15 protein-coding genes and 2 pseudogenes are annotated in these 14,941 nt (G+C 38.3%); 15 read left to right on the top strand and 2 right to left on the bottom strand.

What is annotated here, in order from left to right:
- The first annotated feature begins 779 nt into the window (after positions 1 to 779).
- The 12 genes from F6K40_RS32785 (at position 780) to F6K40_RS32730 (ending at position 11,927) form a co-directional block, all read left to right on the top strand.
- A complete protein-coding gene (locus F6K40_RS32785) occupies positions 780 to 2,144 on the top strand; it encodes a lipid-A-disaccharide synthase-related protein (protein WP_293142185.1) in 1,365 nt (454 codons plus the stop codon).
- A gap of 596 nt (positions 2,145 to 2,740) precedes the next feature.
- Positions 2,741 to 2,968, top strand: coding sequence for a hypothetical protein (locus tag F6K40_RS32780; RefSeq protein WP_293142183.1), 228 nt, complete (start codon positions 2,741 to 2,743; stop codon positions 2,966 to 2,968).
- Between the two features lie 140 nt (positions 2,969 to 3,108).
- Positions 3,109 to 3,834: a sigma-70 RNA polymerase sigma factor region 4 domain-containing protein gene (locus F6K40_RS32775; protein ID WP_293142181.1), complete on the top strand. Its 726-nt coding sequence runs from the start codon at positions 3,109 to 3,111 to the stop codon at positions 3,832 to 3,834.
- Positions 3,834 to 4,655 (top strand): DUF1822 family protein, encoded by an 822-nt coding sequence (locus F6K40_RS32770; protein ID WP_293142179.1) that lies wholly within the window; start codon positions 3,834 to 3,836, stop codon positions 4,653 to 4,655. The genes F6K40_RS32775 and F6K40_RS32770 overlap by 1 nt, the downstream gene beginning before the upstream one ends.
- A gap of 635 nt (positions 4,656 to 5,290) precedes the next feature.
- A complete protein-coding gene (locus F6K40_RS32765; protein WP_293142177.1) occupies positions 5,291 to 5,614 on the top strand; it encodes a hypothetical protein in 324 nt (107 codons plus the stop codon).
- Between the two features lie 104 nt (positions 5,615 to 5,718).
- Entirely contained in the window at positions 5,719 to 5,937 is a 219-nt protein-coding gene (locus tag F6K40_RS32760; RefSeq protein ID WP_293142175.1) for a hypothetical protein, read from the top strand.
- Positions 5,928 to 6,302, top strand: a complete 375-nt coding sequence (locus F6K40_RS32755) for a type II toxin-antitoxin system VapC family toxin (protein ID WP_293142173.1) — start codon at positions 5,928 to 5,930, stop codon at positions 6,300 to 6,302. The genes F6K40_RS32760 and F6K40_RS32755 overlap by 10 nt, the downstream gene beginning before the upstream one ends.
- A 125-nt stretch (positions 6,303 to 6,427) precedes the next feature.
- Positions 6,428 to 6,679, top strand: a complete 252-nt coding sequence (locus tag F6K40_RS32750) for a hypothetical protein (protein ID WP_293142171.1) — start codon at positions 6,428 to 6,430, stop codon at positions 6,677 to 6,679.
- Between the two features lie 181 nt (positions 6,680 to 6,860).
- Positions 6,861 to 7,094 (top strand): hypothetical protein, encoded by a 234-nt coding sequence (locus tag F6K40_RS32745; RefSeq protein WP_293142169.1) that lies wholly within the window; start codon positions 6,861 to 6,863, stop codon positions 7,092 to 7,094.
- 33 nt (positions 7,095 to 7,127) lie between these two features.
- Entirely contained in the window at positions 7,128 to 7,373 is a 246-nt protein-coding gene (locus tag F6K40_RS32740; protein ID WP_293142167.1) for a UPF0175 family protein, read from the top strand.
- Positions 7,370 to 7,870, top strand: a complete 501-nt coding sequence (locus tag F6K40_RS32735) for a PIN domain-containing protein (protein ID WP_293142165.1) — start codon at positions 7,370 to 7,372, stop codon at positions 7,868 to 7,870. Before F6K40_RS32740 ends, F6K40_RS32735 begins: the two co-directional genes overlap by 4 nt.
- Positions 7,871 to 8,180: 310 nt before the next feature.
- The gene (locus tag F6K40_RS32730; RefSeq protein ID WP_293142163.1) at positions 8,181 to 11,927 is read left to right on the top strand and encodes a CHAT domain-containing protein; all 3,747 of its coding nucleotides are present in this window, start codon (positions 8,181 to 8,183) and stop codon (positions 11,925 to 11,927) included.
- A gap of 340 nt (positions 11,928 to 12,267) precedes the next feature.
- On the opposite strand, the gene F6K40_RS32725 is transcribed toward F6K40_RS32730, so the two are convergent.
- The gene (locus tag F6K40_RS32725; protein WP_293142161.1) at positions 12,268 to 12,711 is read right to left on the bottom strand and encodes a peroxiredoxin; all 444 of its coding nucleotides are present in this window, start codon (positions 12,709 to 12,711) and stop codon (positions 12,268 to 12,270) included.
- A 410-nt stretch (positions 12,712 to 13,121) separates the two neighbouring features.
- Between F6K40_RS32725 and F6K40_RS32720 the strand changes: the two genes are divergently transcribed.
- Together F6K40_RS32720 and F6K40_RS32715 are read left to right on the top strand one after the other, a co-directional pair.
- Entirely contained in the window at positions 13,122 to 13,529 is a 408-nt protein-coding gene (locus tag F6K40_RS32720; RefSeq protein WP_293142159.1) for an Npun_F0494 family protein, read from the top strand.
- A 157-nt stretch (positions 13,530 to 13,686) separates the two neighbouring features.
- Positions 13,687 to 14,043: pseudogene (locus tag F6K40_RS32715) on the top strand (4-Cys prefix domain-containing protein); the annotation flags it as partial.
- On the opposite strand, the gene F6K40_RS41675 reads toward F6K40_RS32715, so the two are convergent.
- Entirely contained in the window at positions 14,019 to 14,192 is a 174-nt protein-coding gene (locus F6K40_RS41675) for a hypothetical protein (RefSeq protein ID WP_293142157.1), read from the bottom strand. The pseudogene F6K40_RS32715 and the gene F6K40_RS41675 sit on opposite strands and share 25 nt — an antisense overlap.
- Position 14,193: 1 nt before the next feature.
- Here F6K40_RS41675 and F6K40_RS32705 point away from each other — a divergent pair.
- Positions 14,194 to 14,544, top strand: a pseudogene (locus F6K40_RS32705) (protein kinase domain-containing protein); the annotation flags it as partial.
- Positions 14,545 to 14,941: the final 397 nt, after the last annotated feature.

Below are 14,941 nucleotides of genomic sequence, written 5' to 3'. Positions count from 1 at the left end.
GTTTTAGGGAACAGGGAACACTTAACTGGGAACAGGGAATAGGGAATAGGGAATAGGAAACAGGGAATAGGAAATAGGAACAAATAAAGATAGGTGTACCTCACGATTGCTGAGAAACGCTATATTAACTTCTACTACTTGTTAATGTGCTGCAATTACGAACTAATTAGGACTTGCTGAAAAAGTCTATTAGTCAGGAAAGGGAATGGGGAATAGTCGGAGGTGTTAATTTTTCTTTCTGTATTTTTCCAGGTCTTGTCAGGAAAAATCTAAAGTAAGGGAATTGATTAGGATAATGACTAATGATGAATCTTAGACTAGGAAATGTTCTTCCAACTCTTCCCTGATTTTTCCAACTTTTCCCTGTTCCCTATTCCCTGATTTTTCTAGGTTTTGTCAGGAAAAATCTAAACTGAGCGAATTATTAGGATAATGACTAATAGACATAGGCGTGAAAATTAAAAATCAAATCAATTCTCATCCAGAAGTTATCTATTCTTTCTTCCTTAGGACTTACGCAAGACCGCTATATCTAGTAGGGGCGAACGGCCGTTTGCTTCGCATACTTCGTAACGCCCCTACAGATGGCGTATAATTTGATATTTTGCGTAAGTCCTGTTCCTGTTCCCAGTTAAGTGTTCCCTGTTCCCTCTTTTCTGAAGATGTCTAATGACGAATCTTAGACTAGGAAATGCTTTTCCAACTCTTATGTGTTCCCTAATTTTTCCAACTATTCCCTATTCCCTATTCCCTATTCCCTATTCCCTGTTATAACTAAAATGACCTTAAAGATACTTTGCCTGAGTAATGGTCACGGAGAAGATGCGATCGCTTGCTCTATTTTCCAAGAACTGCAAAAATATCCTCTTCCTCCTGGTCTTGCTGCCTTACCGATAGTGGGAGAAGGACAAGCTTATAGTAAAATAGCTGACCTTTCAATTATTGGCCCCCGACAAAGAATGCCTTCTGGTGGTTTTATCTATATGGATGGAAAACAGTTATGGCGAGATGTCAAAGGTGGTTTATTAAAAGTTACCTTCGCTCAACTGAAAGCATTGAGATATTGGATCAGTTATGAAACTAAGTTAGGTAATCAAGTAGTTATTTTGGCAGTTGGGGATATTGTACCTTTATTATTTGCTTGGTTTAGTGGAGCGCCTTATGTTTTTTTAGGAACTGCTAAATCAGAATATCTGCTCCGAGATGAAACCGAGCAACTTCCCCCCAAGTCTTGGATAGAAAGTTTCCTACTTTGGTCAGGATCGGTTTACTTTCCTTGGGAACGTTGGTTAATGAGTAGGGGAAAATGTAGAGGGGTACTTGCTAGAGATGAGTTAACAACAGAAATATTACGGAAAAAGTTTATTCGAGCTTATTCTTTGGGAAACCCAATGATGGATGGTGTAGAGTTGGAGAGCGCTGTGCTGTCAGTGTATCATTCTGATGCTCAGATGTTAAGGATGCAAGGTCAAATAACAATTACTTTGTTACCAGGATCTCGTTCTCCAGAAGCTTATGCAAATTGGGAAATTATTATTCAGGCAGTTACAGGGTTGCTGGAAACTTTTCCACAACAAAAGTTTGTGTTCCTAGCAGCGATCGCTCCTAATTTAGATTTAGAAGCTTTTAGTACACTGCTCAAATCTTATCATTGGCGAGCTGAACGAGACATTAAGACTCAAACTCAAAGCAGTATTTTACAACTGCCAACGGATAATCCTCAACCTACCTTTTTTTCTGGAGAAGGAAGTATTCATTTTCCCCTAAAATTTATTTCTCAGAATAGAAATGCCAGTATGATTTTAAATCAACAAGCTTTTCCAGAATTTGTACATCGGGGAGATTTAGCTATTGCTATGGCAGGTACCGCTACAGAACAATTTGTCGGTTTAGGGAAACCAGCGATCGCTATTCCTGGCAATGGTCCCCAATTTACACTTGCTTTTGCGGAAGCTCAAAGTCGTCTGTTAGGAATTTCTTTAATTTTGGTCAAAAATCCTCAAGAAGTTGCAGGTGCAGTTCAGTCTTTATTAGAGAACTCAGAGCAACGAGAGTTAATTGCTCAAAATGGTATTCGGAGAATGGGGAAGTCTGGTGCAGCTCAAAGAATTGCTAATTTTTTAATGGATTTAAATTGGGTTTAGGAAATATTTCTAAGTCAAAAGTTAAAAGTCAAAAGTTAAAAGTTAAAAAGTAATCTCTAACCAAAAAATCAGGTCTTCTGCCCCTTTTAATATCAAATCCGGTAGAATACTTATACTTGAATGGAAGGAAGGCAGAAGGTTTTTTTCCAATAGACATCTCCAATAATCAAAAATCAACAGGACTTACGCAAAATACCAAATTATACACCTTATGTAGGGGCGAATGGCATTCGCCCTCTACTAGATATGGTGGTTCTGCGTAAGTTCTGATCAAGTCAATTATTGTACATAAATCACATCAAATCTGGTAGTATCGGTATAAAAAAGCAGAGAAACCGGGTTTGTATCAAATGCTCTACCATACTAATATTGACATTCCACAAACCCGGTTTCTTATAACGCTTCCGTTGCCAAGCATATTTGATATCATTAATTATTTCCCCCTATTCCCTATTCCCTCTTTTCAAAACAATTATCAACAAAAAATTTTTTCATAATTGCAAAAATATCCCTACTTCAATCCGTTAAGTAATTAGAACAGATAATTTACAGTTTTACATAGCCCAAAATTATCGACTTAACAATTAAAGGAAACAATGACTATAATCATTCAAAAACTTCATGTAATTATTGTGGCTATTTTTGTGAGCTTTTTAGCAAATTGTGCCGGAAAAGTTGAAAGCAAAACTCCCACTAATACCATATTATCTAATATATCTAAACCTTTAGCAGAAGTCAAAATTTCTTGGCAAATTAATGTTTATTTTGATGATGCTTATCCTCAGCAATTTTCTATATCTGGAAAAGCATTAAATATAGATTGATTTTAGACGTATGGGTTTAGTTTTATAACCCATACACAACAAATTTTTCACAGATAAAATTGTGTTGGGTTTCCTTCCTCAACCCAACTTACATAGGAGCAAAAATAAATATGATTTATGGTAAAGTTGGAGTTAGTTAAATGGTTAAGTCAAAATACGTTTCTGTGACTCAAATGTGTAATGACAAATCTAATGATGATTTGCTCCGTGAAGCGATCGCTAATTTCCGCAAAGAAAGTCCGAGAAGTCAGGAATGGGAGAGAGCTTTTACTAAGTTATGGAGCCTAATTTTAAAATGCAAAATACTTGCTACATCCCCACACCCAAAATATCCAGATTTATTGCAAGAGATTCAGTTAGAATTTTCTCAAAGAATATCTAGCGAATTTGAACAAATTCAGTCAGGAAAAAAGTCTCTTTTAGATAATCTGAAATCGTGGATTAATTGGTATGGGTTGCGTCTCGGATACAGAATTAAGGATTTGTATAGGGAAGAAAATAAAAAATTGCAGAGAGAAACTTCTCTTGATACACAAATTTATAGTAGCAATAATGATTCAAATATACCGACTTTAGGAGACGTTATTGCTGGTGAATTTCCTGAACTGATGGAAACTTTAATTCAAGAAGATTTTCACGAACAACTATCAGCAGCAATTCAAAAGTTAGATTGTCATCCTAAAAAATCTCCTCAATGTACTTGTGGGGAAATTGCTCAACGGCGTTTGTTAAGAAATCCTCCGCAAAAATGGGAAGAAATGGCAAATGAATTGAATGTTTCCCAGGGAACGATAGCAGCACATTGGAAAAGAAAATGTAAACCACTTTTGCAGCAAATTTATAACGAACTTTCAGGAGGCGAATAATGACTACTATAGACAATCAAACTATGAATATTTTCATCCCTATTGAGGCTCATAATTATGCTCAAAAATTTGCAGCCCAACAATCTAATACTGAAAAAAAGACTCAAGTTTATCTAAATACTTTAGTCGTTTATGCTGTAGATAATTTTCTCAAAATGATGAATATTTCTACAGATTTAGAAGCATCTGATTCTTGGAATCCGGCAATCCGTTTTTATCATAATGTGGCAGATTTGGCTATTCCTAATGTCGGTCAATTAGAATGTCGTTTCGTATTACCAGAACAGGATGAAATAGAATTACCGCCAGAGGTACTTGAAGATAGAATCGGTTATGTTTTTGTTCGGTTAGAAGAGAGTTTACAATCTGGGGAAATATTGGGTTTTTTGCCAATGGATGAGCCAGACGAAATGCCCGAAGCAGTCGAAATTGATGAGTTAGAACATATAGAGGTTTTGTTTGAATGTTTGCAACGTTTAGAATCAGCTAATAATGCTTTTACTGAGAATATTGATTCGGTTTTTGCTAGAGTCAAAGATAGGTTAGAAACAGAAGATTTGACTAATATTATTGCTCAGTTGGAGTGGATTTATCGGACTAAAAAAGATTATGAGTGGCGAGCTGCTGCTACGAATTTGTTTGCGATATATTCGGGAAGTAGTCAACGAGAATTAGCTGATAATTTGATGGAAAATTTGAAAGAAGGAGATGATGAGAATGGGGATATTGAATTGAGTGACTTAGCAGAAGATTTGATGGATAAATTAGTAGAAATTTGGAAGAGAATAGTAGAAGTTAGAAGTTATAAAATGTTGCAATAGTATTCGAGTAGGGTGCGTTAGGCGCTAGCCGTAACGCACCACTATATAATTCAAAAATTACATAAGGAATTAATTATCAAGTAATATCAAATCCGGTTGCTTTGGAGTTATAAGAAACCGGGTTTGTTGGAGGTTAATGTTATTATAGCGGGGCATTTAATACAAACCCGGTTTCTCTGCTTTATTTACAAAAAAACTACCGGATTTGATATAATCTGTGGGTTAGGTTAGGCTTCACTAAAAAATGGTGCGTTACGCTCCGCTAACGCACCCTACTGGACCTATTATTTTTGAGATTAAATATGATTGGATTTTATGAATTAATTAGTCTAGTAGGGTGCGTTAGGCGCTAGCCGTAACGCACCACTATATAATTCAAAAATTACATAAGGAATTAATTATCAAGTAATATCAAATCCGGTTGTTTTGGAGCTATAAGAAACCGGGTTTGTTGGAGGTTAATGTTATTATGGCGGGGCATTTAATACAAACCCGGTTTCTCTGCTTTATTTACAAAAAAACTACCGGATTTGATATAATTTGTGGGTTGGGTTACGCTTCACTAAAAAATGATGCGTTAGCGGAGCGTAACGCACCCTACTCGACTATAATCAATTAATTAATAAGGAGTAAAAATGCATAGGGTTTACGATATTATTCAAAAAATTAAACATAAGCTAAATGTTTATTTGGGCAGGCCGTATATTATGTGTTTACAAGCGTTTTTATCAGGCTATAATGTAGCTCAATATGAGTCTAGCAAACCTCTAAATACGCCCTACTGTTTTGATGGTTTTCAAGAATGGATTCAAGCAAAATTTAAGGTTGATACCTCAAAATCATGGGCGAATATTATTTTGTTTTATTCGACAGATGAAAGAGATGCTTTGGAACGTTTTTTTGATTTATTTGAGGAATTTATTGAGGGCGATCGCCGGACAGAAAGAGAAAGAGAATAAGTTTGATAACTGATAAGCTTTTGTAGAAGAAAGTGAAACCTAACAAAGCCTTATTTTGATAAACTATTGTATTATATATATTTAGTAACCAATTGTAGAAAATTATGCGGAATTTTAAGAAGAAAATAGTTACTGATGAAACTATGCGTCCTGTGGCAGTTTTAATTGACTATCAAGACTGGCAAGAAATAGAAAAGTTGTTGGCAGCTTTTCAGTCATCAGAAGCAAAAGAAAATGTGGATTTGAGTAAGTATGCAGGGATAATGAAACTGAGTATTGATCCTTTGGAATATCAACGACAAATTAGGGATGAATGGCAGTGATAGAACGTTTAATTGTACTAGATATAAATGTGGCTTTATATTATTTATCTGGAAGGTTAGTTAACCCCCTACCTAATGCTACATATTTTGTGTCTGTAGTTACAGAAATAGAATTACTATCTTATCCCAATTTGACTCCTGTTGAGGAAGTACAAATTCGTGATTTTTTGGCTCAAATAATAGTAGTTGATATTAACTATCATATTAAAGAGTTAGCGATCGCTTTACGGAAAAGTTACAGATTGAAACTTCCTGATGCAATTGTGGCAGCAACAGCACAGTCACAAAATGCGGAGTTGTTTACAAATGATACTAAATTGACAAATTTGACAGAAATTAATACTAAGTCTGTACAAATTTATTGAGATAGAAATTAGCGATCGCCTCTCTCTACTCCAATCCCCCCCTTCCCAAGGCAGTAGGGGGGATAAACCAAACCTGAAAAAGCTAATAACTAACAACTAATAACTGATTGAGGAGGTAGCATAATGTGATTAGGGTTTATTTAGATACCAGTGTTTATAATCGTCCTTTTGATGACCAAACACAGAATAAAATTGCCTTAGAAACTGAAGCAGTTTTGTTGATTTTGGGGATGATTAAAAACCGAGAGATTGAATTAGTTAACTCTGAACCAATAGAATATGAAAATCTATTTAATTCCGATCTAACCAGACAAGAAAAAATCACCAACTTTTTGACTTTAGCAACCATTTATCAAAAAATGGAACAATTAGAATAAAAACGAGCTAAACAACTACAAACTCAAGGAATTAAATTACTTGACTCTTATCATGTTGCCTGTGCTGAAGCTTCACAAAGTGATTACTTTATAACTTGTGACCGAAGATTGATTAACCGCTGTCAAACTTTATCAACCATTAAAACTGCTAACCCTATTGATTTTATGATTGAGGTATCTTATGACAACCAGAACAACTAATGAAAAAGAAGTGATTCAAGAAGCTCTTTTAATTCTTAAAGAGCATTTAGAACCCTTAAAATTTTTCCAATTTGTTGCCGCTTGTAATTTGGGGACAGGAGATTATCTTGATTTCAAAGATCAGCTATTTGAAGATGAAACCCACGAAAGTTTGTATCAAAAAATTCTTGAATTTAGAAAAGCGAAAGAGAGTTTAACACAAGAAGATAGTTAACTACTGATAATTGATAACTAATAACTGAAAAAAATGAGTATGATTATTTCCTCTGAAATTATCAAAGCGAGTGGAATGTCGGAAGACGAACTTCTGTTAGAAATTATTTTGTTGCTTTTTCAGCAGGAAAAGATTAGTTTGGGAAAAGCAGCAGAATTGTTGAATATGTCACAGGTTCGTTTTCAACAGTTAATTGCTGACCGTGGCATTTGTATCCATTATGATGTTGCTGAATTACAGGAGGATATTCAGCATTTGACTGGGAAGGGGTGGTTATGATTGTTGTCAGCGACACATCTCCTCTCAATGGGTTAGTAATAGTGGGACATTTGCCGTTGCTGCAACAAATTTATGGACGGGTGTTGATTCCTCCTGCTGTAGCAGATGAATTAGAGCGAGGTGGTGAAGATGATCCGCGAATCACTCAAGTTTTATCCCTAGATTGGATTGAAGTTTGTCAACCTACCAATATTCAACTGGTTAAAACCCTACAAACTGACTCTAATTTAGACCGGGGAGAGTCTGAAGCAATAGCTCTTGCTCAAGAGCTTAAAGCGGAGGAATTACTGATTGACGAACGCTTGGGGAGGAAAGAAGCAGTCCGTCTAGGGCTAAATATTACCGGGTTATTGGGCATTCTTCTGGTTGCCAAGGGACGAGGGTTCGTGACTGAAATTAGACCGATAATTGATGCTCTTATTCAGCAAGCTAACTTTCGAGTAAGCGATCGCCTTTATCTAGAGGTTTTAATTGCAGCAGGAGAAAACTATCAATAGCGATCGCTCAAGAGCAAGAAGAGGCCAGATCAGGATTTGGCCACAGATGCACGGATAATGTGAGGCAGTTTTTAGCGATCGCAATCTCTCCAGTCCCCCCCTTGCCAAGGGGGGTTAGGGGGGATTAACCATGGGATAGGAGCTAGACGCGGATTTGGCCACAGATGCACGGATAATGTGAGGCAGTTTTTAGCGATCGCAATCTCTCCAGTCCCCCCCTTCCCAAGGGGGGTTAGGGGGGATAAAACTACATAAACCTCAACCCTAAACACAGATAAATATATAGATATCAACTAACCAATAACTAAAAATGGACGAACAACCCATAGAAGCATACGCCAACCTCATCCAACAACTGCTAACCTGCCCCAACGAGGTAGTTGAAATCCTCGAAGATAACCGCGAGTTAGTAGATGAAGGGTTACTCCAAGTAATGGAAATTTTTGCACAACAACTCGCAGAAAACGATGACCAAAAAGCTCAAAACGCTGCTAATTTTTTAGGCCATCTCAAGAGTCAGCTTGTGGAAGTGCTGGAAATCTCAGAATCTTCTCCCTCAACTAATTACTCATCCGAAGACTATTTGAAGTTCTTGATGGAGGTACTCGAAGCAACCGCCAAAAGCAACGGCGATTCCAATGTCATCTACCCACTCCTGCAAGCAAACCTAGATAAACTCGATAATAACCTTGCCCATATATTACGAAACTGGGCAACTGCTAAATTTTCCAAAGCGGAGGAAAACCTAGCAAAATTCATTGCCAATATTATTTGGTATTTCAGCTACTACCTTAAGGACTTCCCCCTCGGCAACAAAGCAAATAACATGGAAATCGTCATTGCAGGTTACGAAGCGGTGCTAAAAGTCTTTACCCGTGAGAGTAACCGAGAAAATTGGGCAGCGATTCAAAACAATCTAGGCATTGCCTGCTGGGGCCGAATTAATGGCAACCGGGCACAGAATCTGGAAAATGCTATTGCTGCATATTATCTGGCCTTAGAAGTTCATACTAAAAAAGATTTCCCGATAGATTGGGCAATGACTCAAAACAATCTAGGCAATGCCTACAGTAATAGAATCAGAGACGACCAGGAACAGAATCTGGAAAAAGCCATTGCTGCATTTAATTTGGCGTTGGAAGTTTACACTAAAAGAGATTTCCCCTATAAGTGGGCATGGACTCAAGATAATCTAGGCAATGCCTACTGCAAGAGAATCAGAGGCAACCGGGCACAGAATATAGAAGATGCGATTGCTGCATTTAATTTGGCGTTGTCAGTTTACACCAAAAAAGATTTCCCCTATGAGTGGGGAATGACTCAATACAATCTAGGCAATGCCTACTTTCACAGAATCAGAGACGACCGGGCACAGAATCTGGAAAATGCTATTACTGCATTTAATCTGGCATTGGAAGTTCGCACCAAAAAAGATTTCTCCTATGAATGGGCAAAAATTCAAAACAATCTGGGCAATGCCTACTTTGACAGAATCAGAGGTGACCGGGCACAAAGTATAGAAGATGCTATTGCTGCATATAATTTGGCGTTCTCAGTTCACACAAAAAAAGATTTCCCCTATGAGTGGGCAATAACTCAAAACAATCTAGGCAATGCCTACAATGATAGAATCAGTGGTGACCGGGCACAAAATATAGAAAATGCTATTGCTGCATATAATTTGGCATTAGAAGTTCACACCAAAAAAGACTTCCCCTTTGAGTGGGCAAGGACTCAACACAATCTAGGTGCTGCCTACAATGATAGAATCAGTGGCGACCAGGCTGAGAATCTAGAAAATGCTATTGCTGCATATCATCTCGCGTTGTCAGTTTACACCAAAAAAGACTTCCCCTTTGAGTGGGCAGCCAGTCAAAACAATCTAGGCAATGCCTACAGTAATAGAATCAGAGACGACCAGGAACAGAATCTGGAAAATGCTATTGCTGCATTTAATCTGGCATTAGAAGTTCGCACCAAAAAAGATTTCCCCTTTGAGTGGGCAGAGACTCAAAACAATCTAGGCGGTGCCTATTATCAGAGAATCAGAGGCGACCGGACACAGAATCTGGAAAAAGCTATTGCTGCATTTAATTTGGCGTTGGAAGTTGACGCTCCCAAAACTAATCCGATTAATTGTCTCGGAACTTCCCGCAACTTAGGCAACCTGCACTTCACGCAAGATAACTGGCAACTTGCCATCCCTGCCTACGAAAAGGCTGTAACTGCAGTAGAACTAATTCGCAGTTGGTCAACAGACGACGATCGCCGCCAAGAAATCCTGGAAAATGCCATTGGAGTCTACCAAAATATAGTACAAGCTTGCGTGAATGCCAATCAAATAGAAAAAGCCTTAGAATATGTAGAGAGGTCACGCTCCAAACGGTTAGTAGATTTAATGGCAAGTAACGACCTCTACTCACTAGGTGAAATACCTGTGGAAGTCAAAGAATGGTTAGAAAAGCACGAAACTATTCAACAGCAGATCGATCAACTTTGGGAACAACAACAAGGAGACAGTCACGCAGAGAGACCAGAGTTAGCAGCAGCAACCAGGGGACGAGCTGCCATAAAAGCAAGAAACGAAAGCATTGCCGAATTAGAAGCTCAAAAGCAAGAAGTTTATAAAAAAATCCGTAGTTTAGACCGAGTATTAGCAGATGGAATTCAAGTTACACCACTAGAATTTCATAATATCCAAGCATTGATACAGCAACCGACTACAGCGATATTGAGTTTTTATACCATCGACGACAATACCTATTTATTCGTAGTGCGACAAAATGGGGTTAAGGTTCATATCTACAGTGGGTTGGGGATTGAAAAACTGCAAAATTGGATTGCAAGATGGTTGCGGTCTTACCTCTCGTCGCGCCAGGAATGGCAACAACAGATGCCTGGATTTTTAGAGGATATAGGTAGGAAGCTAAAATTAGAGGAGTTATGCAAGTCTTATCTCCAAGATATTGAAGAATTGATATTAATTCCCCATCTAAACTTACACTTTCTCCCCTGGAGCGCAATGCCAGTCATAAATTCAAAATGCAAAATTCAAAATTCACAAGTTAGAAGTGATACATCAGAAGTTAGAAGTCAAAAGTCAGAAGTCAGAAGCGATCCCTCCCACACCTCCCACACCTCCCACACTCCCCACACCTTTCTAGGAGACTATTTCCGTATCCGCACCCTTGCCAGTTGCCAAGTGCTAGACTTTTGTACCCAACGTCCAGAAGTGACAGCAGCAGAAGTAGACTATGGCATCGTCGAAGACACTCACAACGACTTACCTTGTTCGAGCTATGAAGCGCAACATATAGCCAAAATGTATGGAGTGCCAGACAACCAACGCCTCCGGGGTGAAGCTGCAACTGTTGGCCAATACAAATTATTATTGTCTCAGGTAAAACGGTTATTGTCAACCCATCACGCCCAATCTCGCGTAGACAACTGTATGGAATCAGCATTACTTTTAGCCGATGGCAGAATTACCTTGGGGCAACTATTATCTCCTGCATTCCGTTTCCCTGACTTAGACGAAGTATTCATCGACTGTTGTGAGACCAATTTTGGTGTAGTGCCAATCTCCGATGATGTATTGACATTAAATACAGGATTTTTGTGTGCGGGTGCCAGAGGTGTAATTAGCAGTTTGTGGGCAGTGGACGATCTAGGAACTTGTTTGTTTTCGATATTTTATCACCAGTTGCGCAAAGAGGGAAAAAATCGTTCTGTAGCATTGCAACTAGCACAACGACAGTTACGGGAGTTGACAGGGAAGGAGCTGAAGAAGCGGTATAAAAAGGAATTAGAGGAGGCATTAGGGGAGAAGTTGGAGGCAGCATATAAGCAACTGAAGGAAGCAAAAGTCAGACGGGATAGTTATGCCCAAGATTCGGCGGAGTATCAGGAGTGGGAGAAGGAAAGAGTGAAACTTGATGTTATTTATCAGCGCATTAATTACTATAAGAATCAGTATCTGAAAGCAGCGTGTAAAAAGGAACATCCCTTTGAGCATCCGGTGTATTGGAGTGGGTTTATTTGTGCAGGATTAAGTTAAGTCGTAGGTTGGGTTTCGTTGCCTCAACCCAACGATATAGTAAAAGGCAGAAGGAATCCCCCCTACCCCCCTTTGAAAGGGGGGAGAAGGAAAAATCTTACTTTGTCTGAGTTTTACAGCGCTTTTCAGATTGATGAACCACATCGTCAGAACCAAAACCCCGTAGGGACGTTCCATGGAACGTCCCTACTGTGGTTTACTGAAATGAAAACTGCTGTAAGCTTTTAATGTGTTCTAACCTTTGCGAATAATCGTCTGTACCTCAGCATCCTCATGCATTGCTGTAAGTAACCAAGCTCAAATATCAGAATTCTCTTGGATACCAACAATTAGCACAACATTATTTTGCGCCAACGACTTCTAAAATATCTTGAGCATGACTACCAGTTTTCACATTTTCATCAACGTGAGAAATTGTTCCTTCAGCATCAATAATATAAGTAACGCGCTTAGAATATCCACTACTACCCTCAACATCGTAAGCTTTAGTGATAGCACCATCAACATCTGCTAATAATTGGAATGGTAAACCATATTTCTCAGTAAAAGCTTTGTGGGAAGCTTCATCATCCATACTTACACCAAGAACAACCATATCTTTGCCTTGATATTCAGCGTAGTTATCTCGGAAACTTTGAGCTTCCTTGGTGCAACCGGGAGTATCATCTTTAGGGTAAAAATACATAACTACTGTTTTACCAGCAAAATCAGATAAGGAAACAGTGTTGCCGTTAGTATCTTTTACCGTGAATTCAGGCGCTTTAGTGCCAACAGATAATGCCATGGGTTCCTTTTTTATCTTTAAAACTTATTACTATTTTAAAATATTGTGTACTGCTTAAAAACTTTTTATTTTTAAATCTGTTCTAAATTATTTTTTCGACTCTATGATTAAAAAAAATCAATTTTTAACTTATAGTTTTATCCTTCTTTGTGTTGTCAATCACATCAAAAATATTGTTTATATGATAGGTGTATTTTATGAAATTTAAAAATTAAAAATCCTTGATTTAGAAGCTGTTTATAAACTCATAAAAACCTCTCTCCAAACCTCTCTCCTACGAGGAGAGAGGCTTATTAACCCCTATTCCCTTGTAGGGAAGGGGGGCAGGGGGGTTAGGTTTTTAATATATACAACTATAATTTTTGTTAACTTAAAAATACAAATTTCAATTATTGATATATACCCTTAACATGGCCTCGCTAGAATCTCCAAACTTAATTTCACTCCAATACCCCACTCCTACTGAAAAAAGGGCAGAAAGAGCGCTTAGTTGTAGCCCATTTCAAATCAACTTATTTGTCACAATGTCTTCTGAAAGTGTGGGATTAAAATCAATAGTTTCTGATGCAGGTTTAAAAAATAGCTACACAAATTCCCCCTTATCAGAATTAGCTGCTGAAGATTATCTATTATGGCTAATCCAGGTAGGGGTACTGAGGCGAGAAGTTGATGGACAAGGAATTACAGATCATTTTCGTCTCACTCCCCTGGGTCATCAGTTAGTAAAAAAATATACAGGAAAAGGAAACTGGCCTCAACCTTCTCTGAGCGATCGCCTGAATAATTTCATTAATCGTTGGTTGAGATTTCCAATATAAAATTATTACAGCAGATTCCAAGTATATGAAGTACAGATATTAATAATTAAATTTATCCAGTGCGAGCATCTTGCTCGCGTAGGTTTACCTCACAAAGGTGGAATATGCTGTAATTATCCATTATTAATTATTAATTATTAATTATTAATTATTAATTATGCCCCAATGTCTCAACCCGGAATGTTTAACTATTAATCCTGATAATTTTCAATTCTGTCAAAAATGCGGAAATAAATTATTACTTGTAGAACGTTATTGGGCAAAAAGTATTCTAGGACTTGGTGGTTTTGGTCGAACTTTTTTAGCTGTGGATGAGTTTAAACCTTCTCAACCTTTTTGTGTGATTAAACAGTTTCTTCCTCAAGCTCAGGGAACGGCAACTGTGGCTAAAACTGCGGAGTTATTTGCACAGGAAGCGGAAAGGTTGGAGTTGTTAGGAAAGCATTCACAAATTCCTGAACTTTTTGCTTATTTTTCTGTGGATAGTCGTCAATATTTAGTACAGGAATTGGTAGTTCTGCTGAGGAATGGCGAAGATACATAAGTTTTGTAATTTCTTCCCACACGAACCAACTTCCCACACGAACCAACTTCCCACACGAACCAACTTCCCACACCTCCCACACCTCCCACACTCTCTCTACCATTCCTCAGCACCACCACCCAGGAATTTATTAAAGGCGAAACCCTGGAAAAAGAGTTAGAAAATCGCGGGGTTTTTAATGAAAGTAAGATTCGAGAATTGTTAATAGACTTATTATCTGTTTTGCAGTTTGTTCACAGTCATAATGTGATTCATCGGGATATTAAACCGGAGAATATTATTAGGAGAGAGGCGGATAAAAGGTTAGTTTTGGTTGACTTTGGAGCAGCTAAAGTTCTGCCGAAAACTCAACGTCGGACGGTGACTGGAACGGTTATTGGTTCGGCAGAATATTGCGCCCCGGAACAGTCGATGGGAAAGGCAAAGTCTGGGAGCGATCTGTATAGTTTGGGGGTAGTTTGTTTGCATTTAGGATTTACTATTAACGAGCGCCGAAGCAATCTCCGGTATAATAAAAGAGATTACTTCAGTCGGGGTGCTTCACATAAAATAATTACCTTTCCTTCCCCCCTCACAACGACAGTATTATTTTCAGAGATTGTCGCGAGGCAGTTATAGAAACAGTCCAGTAGTGGACTACATCCATCCCTGTATCCGTGGCCAAATCCGTGTCTAGCTTAGAAGTTATTGTCATTGCGAGGCGGTGATAGAAACAGTCTAGTAGTGGACTACATCCATCCGTGTATCCGTGGCCAAATCCGTGTCTAGCTTAGAAGTTATTGTCATTGCGAGGCGGTGATAGAAACAGTCTAGTAGTGGACTACATCCATCCGTGTATCCGTGGCCAAATCCGTGTCTAGCTTAGAAG

This window comes from Okeania sp. SIO3I5 (assembly GCF_010672085.1).
In the GTDB taxonomy this organism is placed as follows: domain Bacteria; phylum Cyanobacteriota; class Cyanobacteriia; order Cyanobacteriales; family Microcoleaceae; genus Trichodesmium.
The sequence above is the reverse complement of the archived record's forward strand: the minus strand, read 5'-3'. Positions and strand labels throughout refer to the sequence as shown.

Excerpts from the sequence above, each read along its gene's own strand:
- F6K40_RS32785 (WP_293142185.1), top strand. The coding sequence starts at position 780 with ATGACCTTAAAGATACTTTGCCTGAGTAATGGTCACGGAGAAGATGCG.
- F6K40_RS32780 (WP_293142183.1), top strand. The coding sequence starts at position 2,741 with ATGACTATAATCATTCAAAAACTTCATGTAATTATTGTGGCTATTTTT.
- F6K40_RS32775 (WP_293142181.1), top strand. The coding sequence starts at position 3,109 with ATGGTTAAGTCAAAATACGTTTCTGTGACTCAAATGTGTAATGACAAA.
- F6K40_RS32770 (WP_293142179.1), top strand. The coding sequence starts at position 3,834 with ATGACTACTATAGACAATCAAACTATGAATATTTTCATCCCTATTGAG.
- F6K40_RS32765 (WP_293142177.1), top strand. The coding sequence starts at position 5,291 with ATGCATAGGGTTTACGATATTATTCAAAAAATTAAACATAAGCTAAAT.
- F6K40_RS32760 (WP_293142175.1), top strand. The coding sequence starts at position 5,719 with ATGCGGAATTTTAAGAAGAAAATAGTTACTGATGAAACTATGCGTCCT.
- F6K40_RS32755 (WP_293142173.1), top strand. The coding sequence starts at position 5,928 with ATGGCAGTGATAGAACGTTTAATTGTACTAGATATAAATGTGGCTTTA.
- F6K40_RS32745 (WP_293142169.1), top strand. The coding sequence starts at position 6,861 with ATGACAACCAGAACAACTAATGAAAAAGAAGTGATTCAAGAAGCTCTT.
- F6K40_RS32740 (WP_293142167.1), top strand. The coding sequence starts at position 7,128 with ATGAGTATGATTATTTCCTCTGAAATTATCAAAGCGAGTGGAATGTCG.
- F6K40_RS32735 (WP_293142165.1), top strand. The coding sequence starts at position 7,370 with ATGATTGTTGTCAGCGACACATCTCCTCTCAATGGGTTAGTAATAGTG.
- F6K40_RS32730 (WP_293142163.1), top strand. The coding sequence starts at position 8,181 with ATGGACGAACAACCCATAGAAGCATACGCCAACCTCATCCAACAACTG.
- F6K40_RS32725 (WP_293142161.1), bottom strand. The coding sequence starts at position 12,711 with ATGGCATTATCTGTTGGCACTAAAGCGCCTGAATTCACGGTAAAAGAT.
- F6K40_RS32720 (WP_293142159.1), top strand. The coding sequence starts at position 13,122 with ATGGCCTCGCTAGAATCTCCAAACTTAATTTCACTCCAATACCCCACT.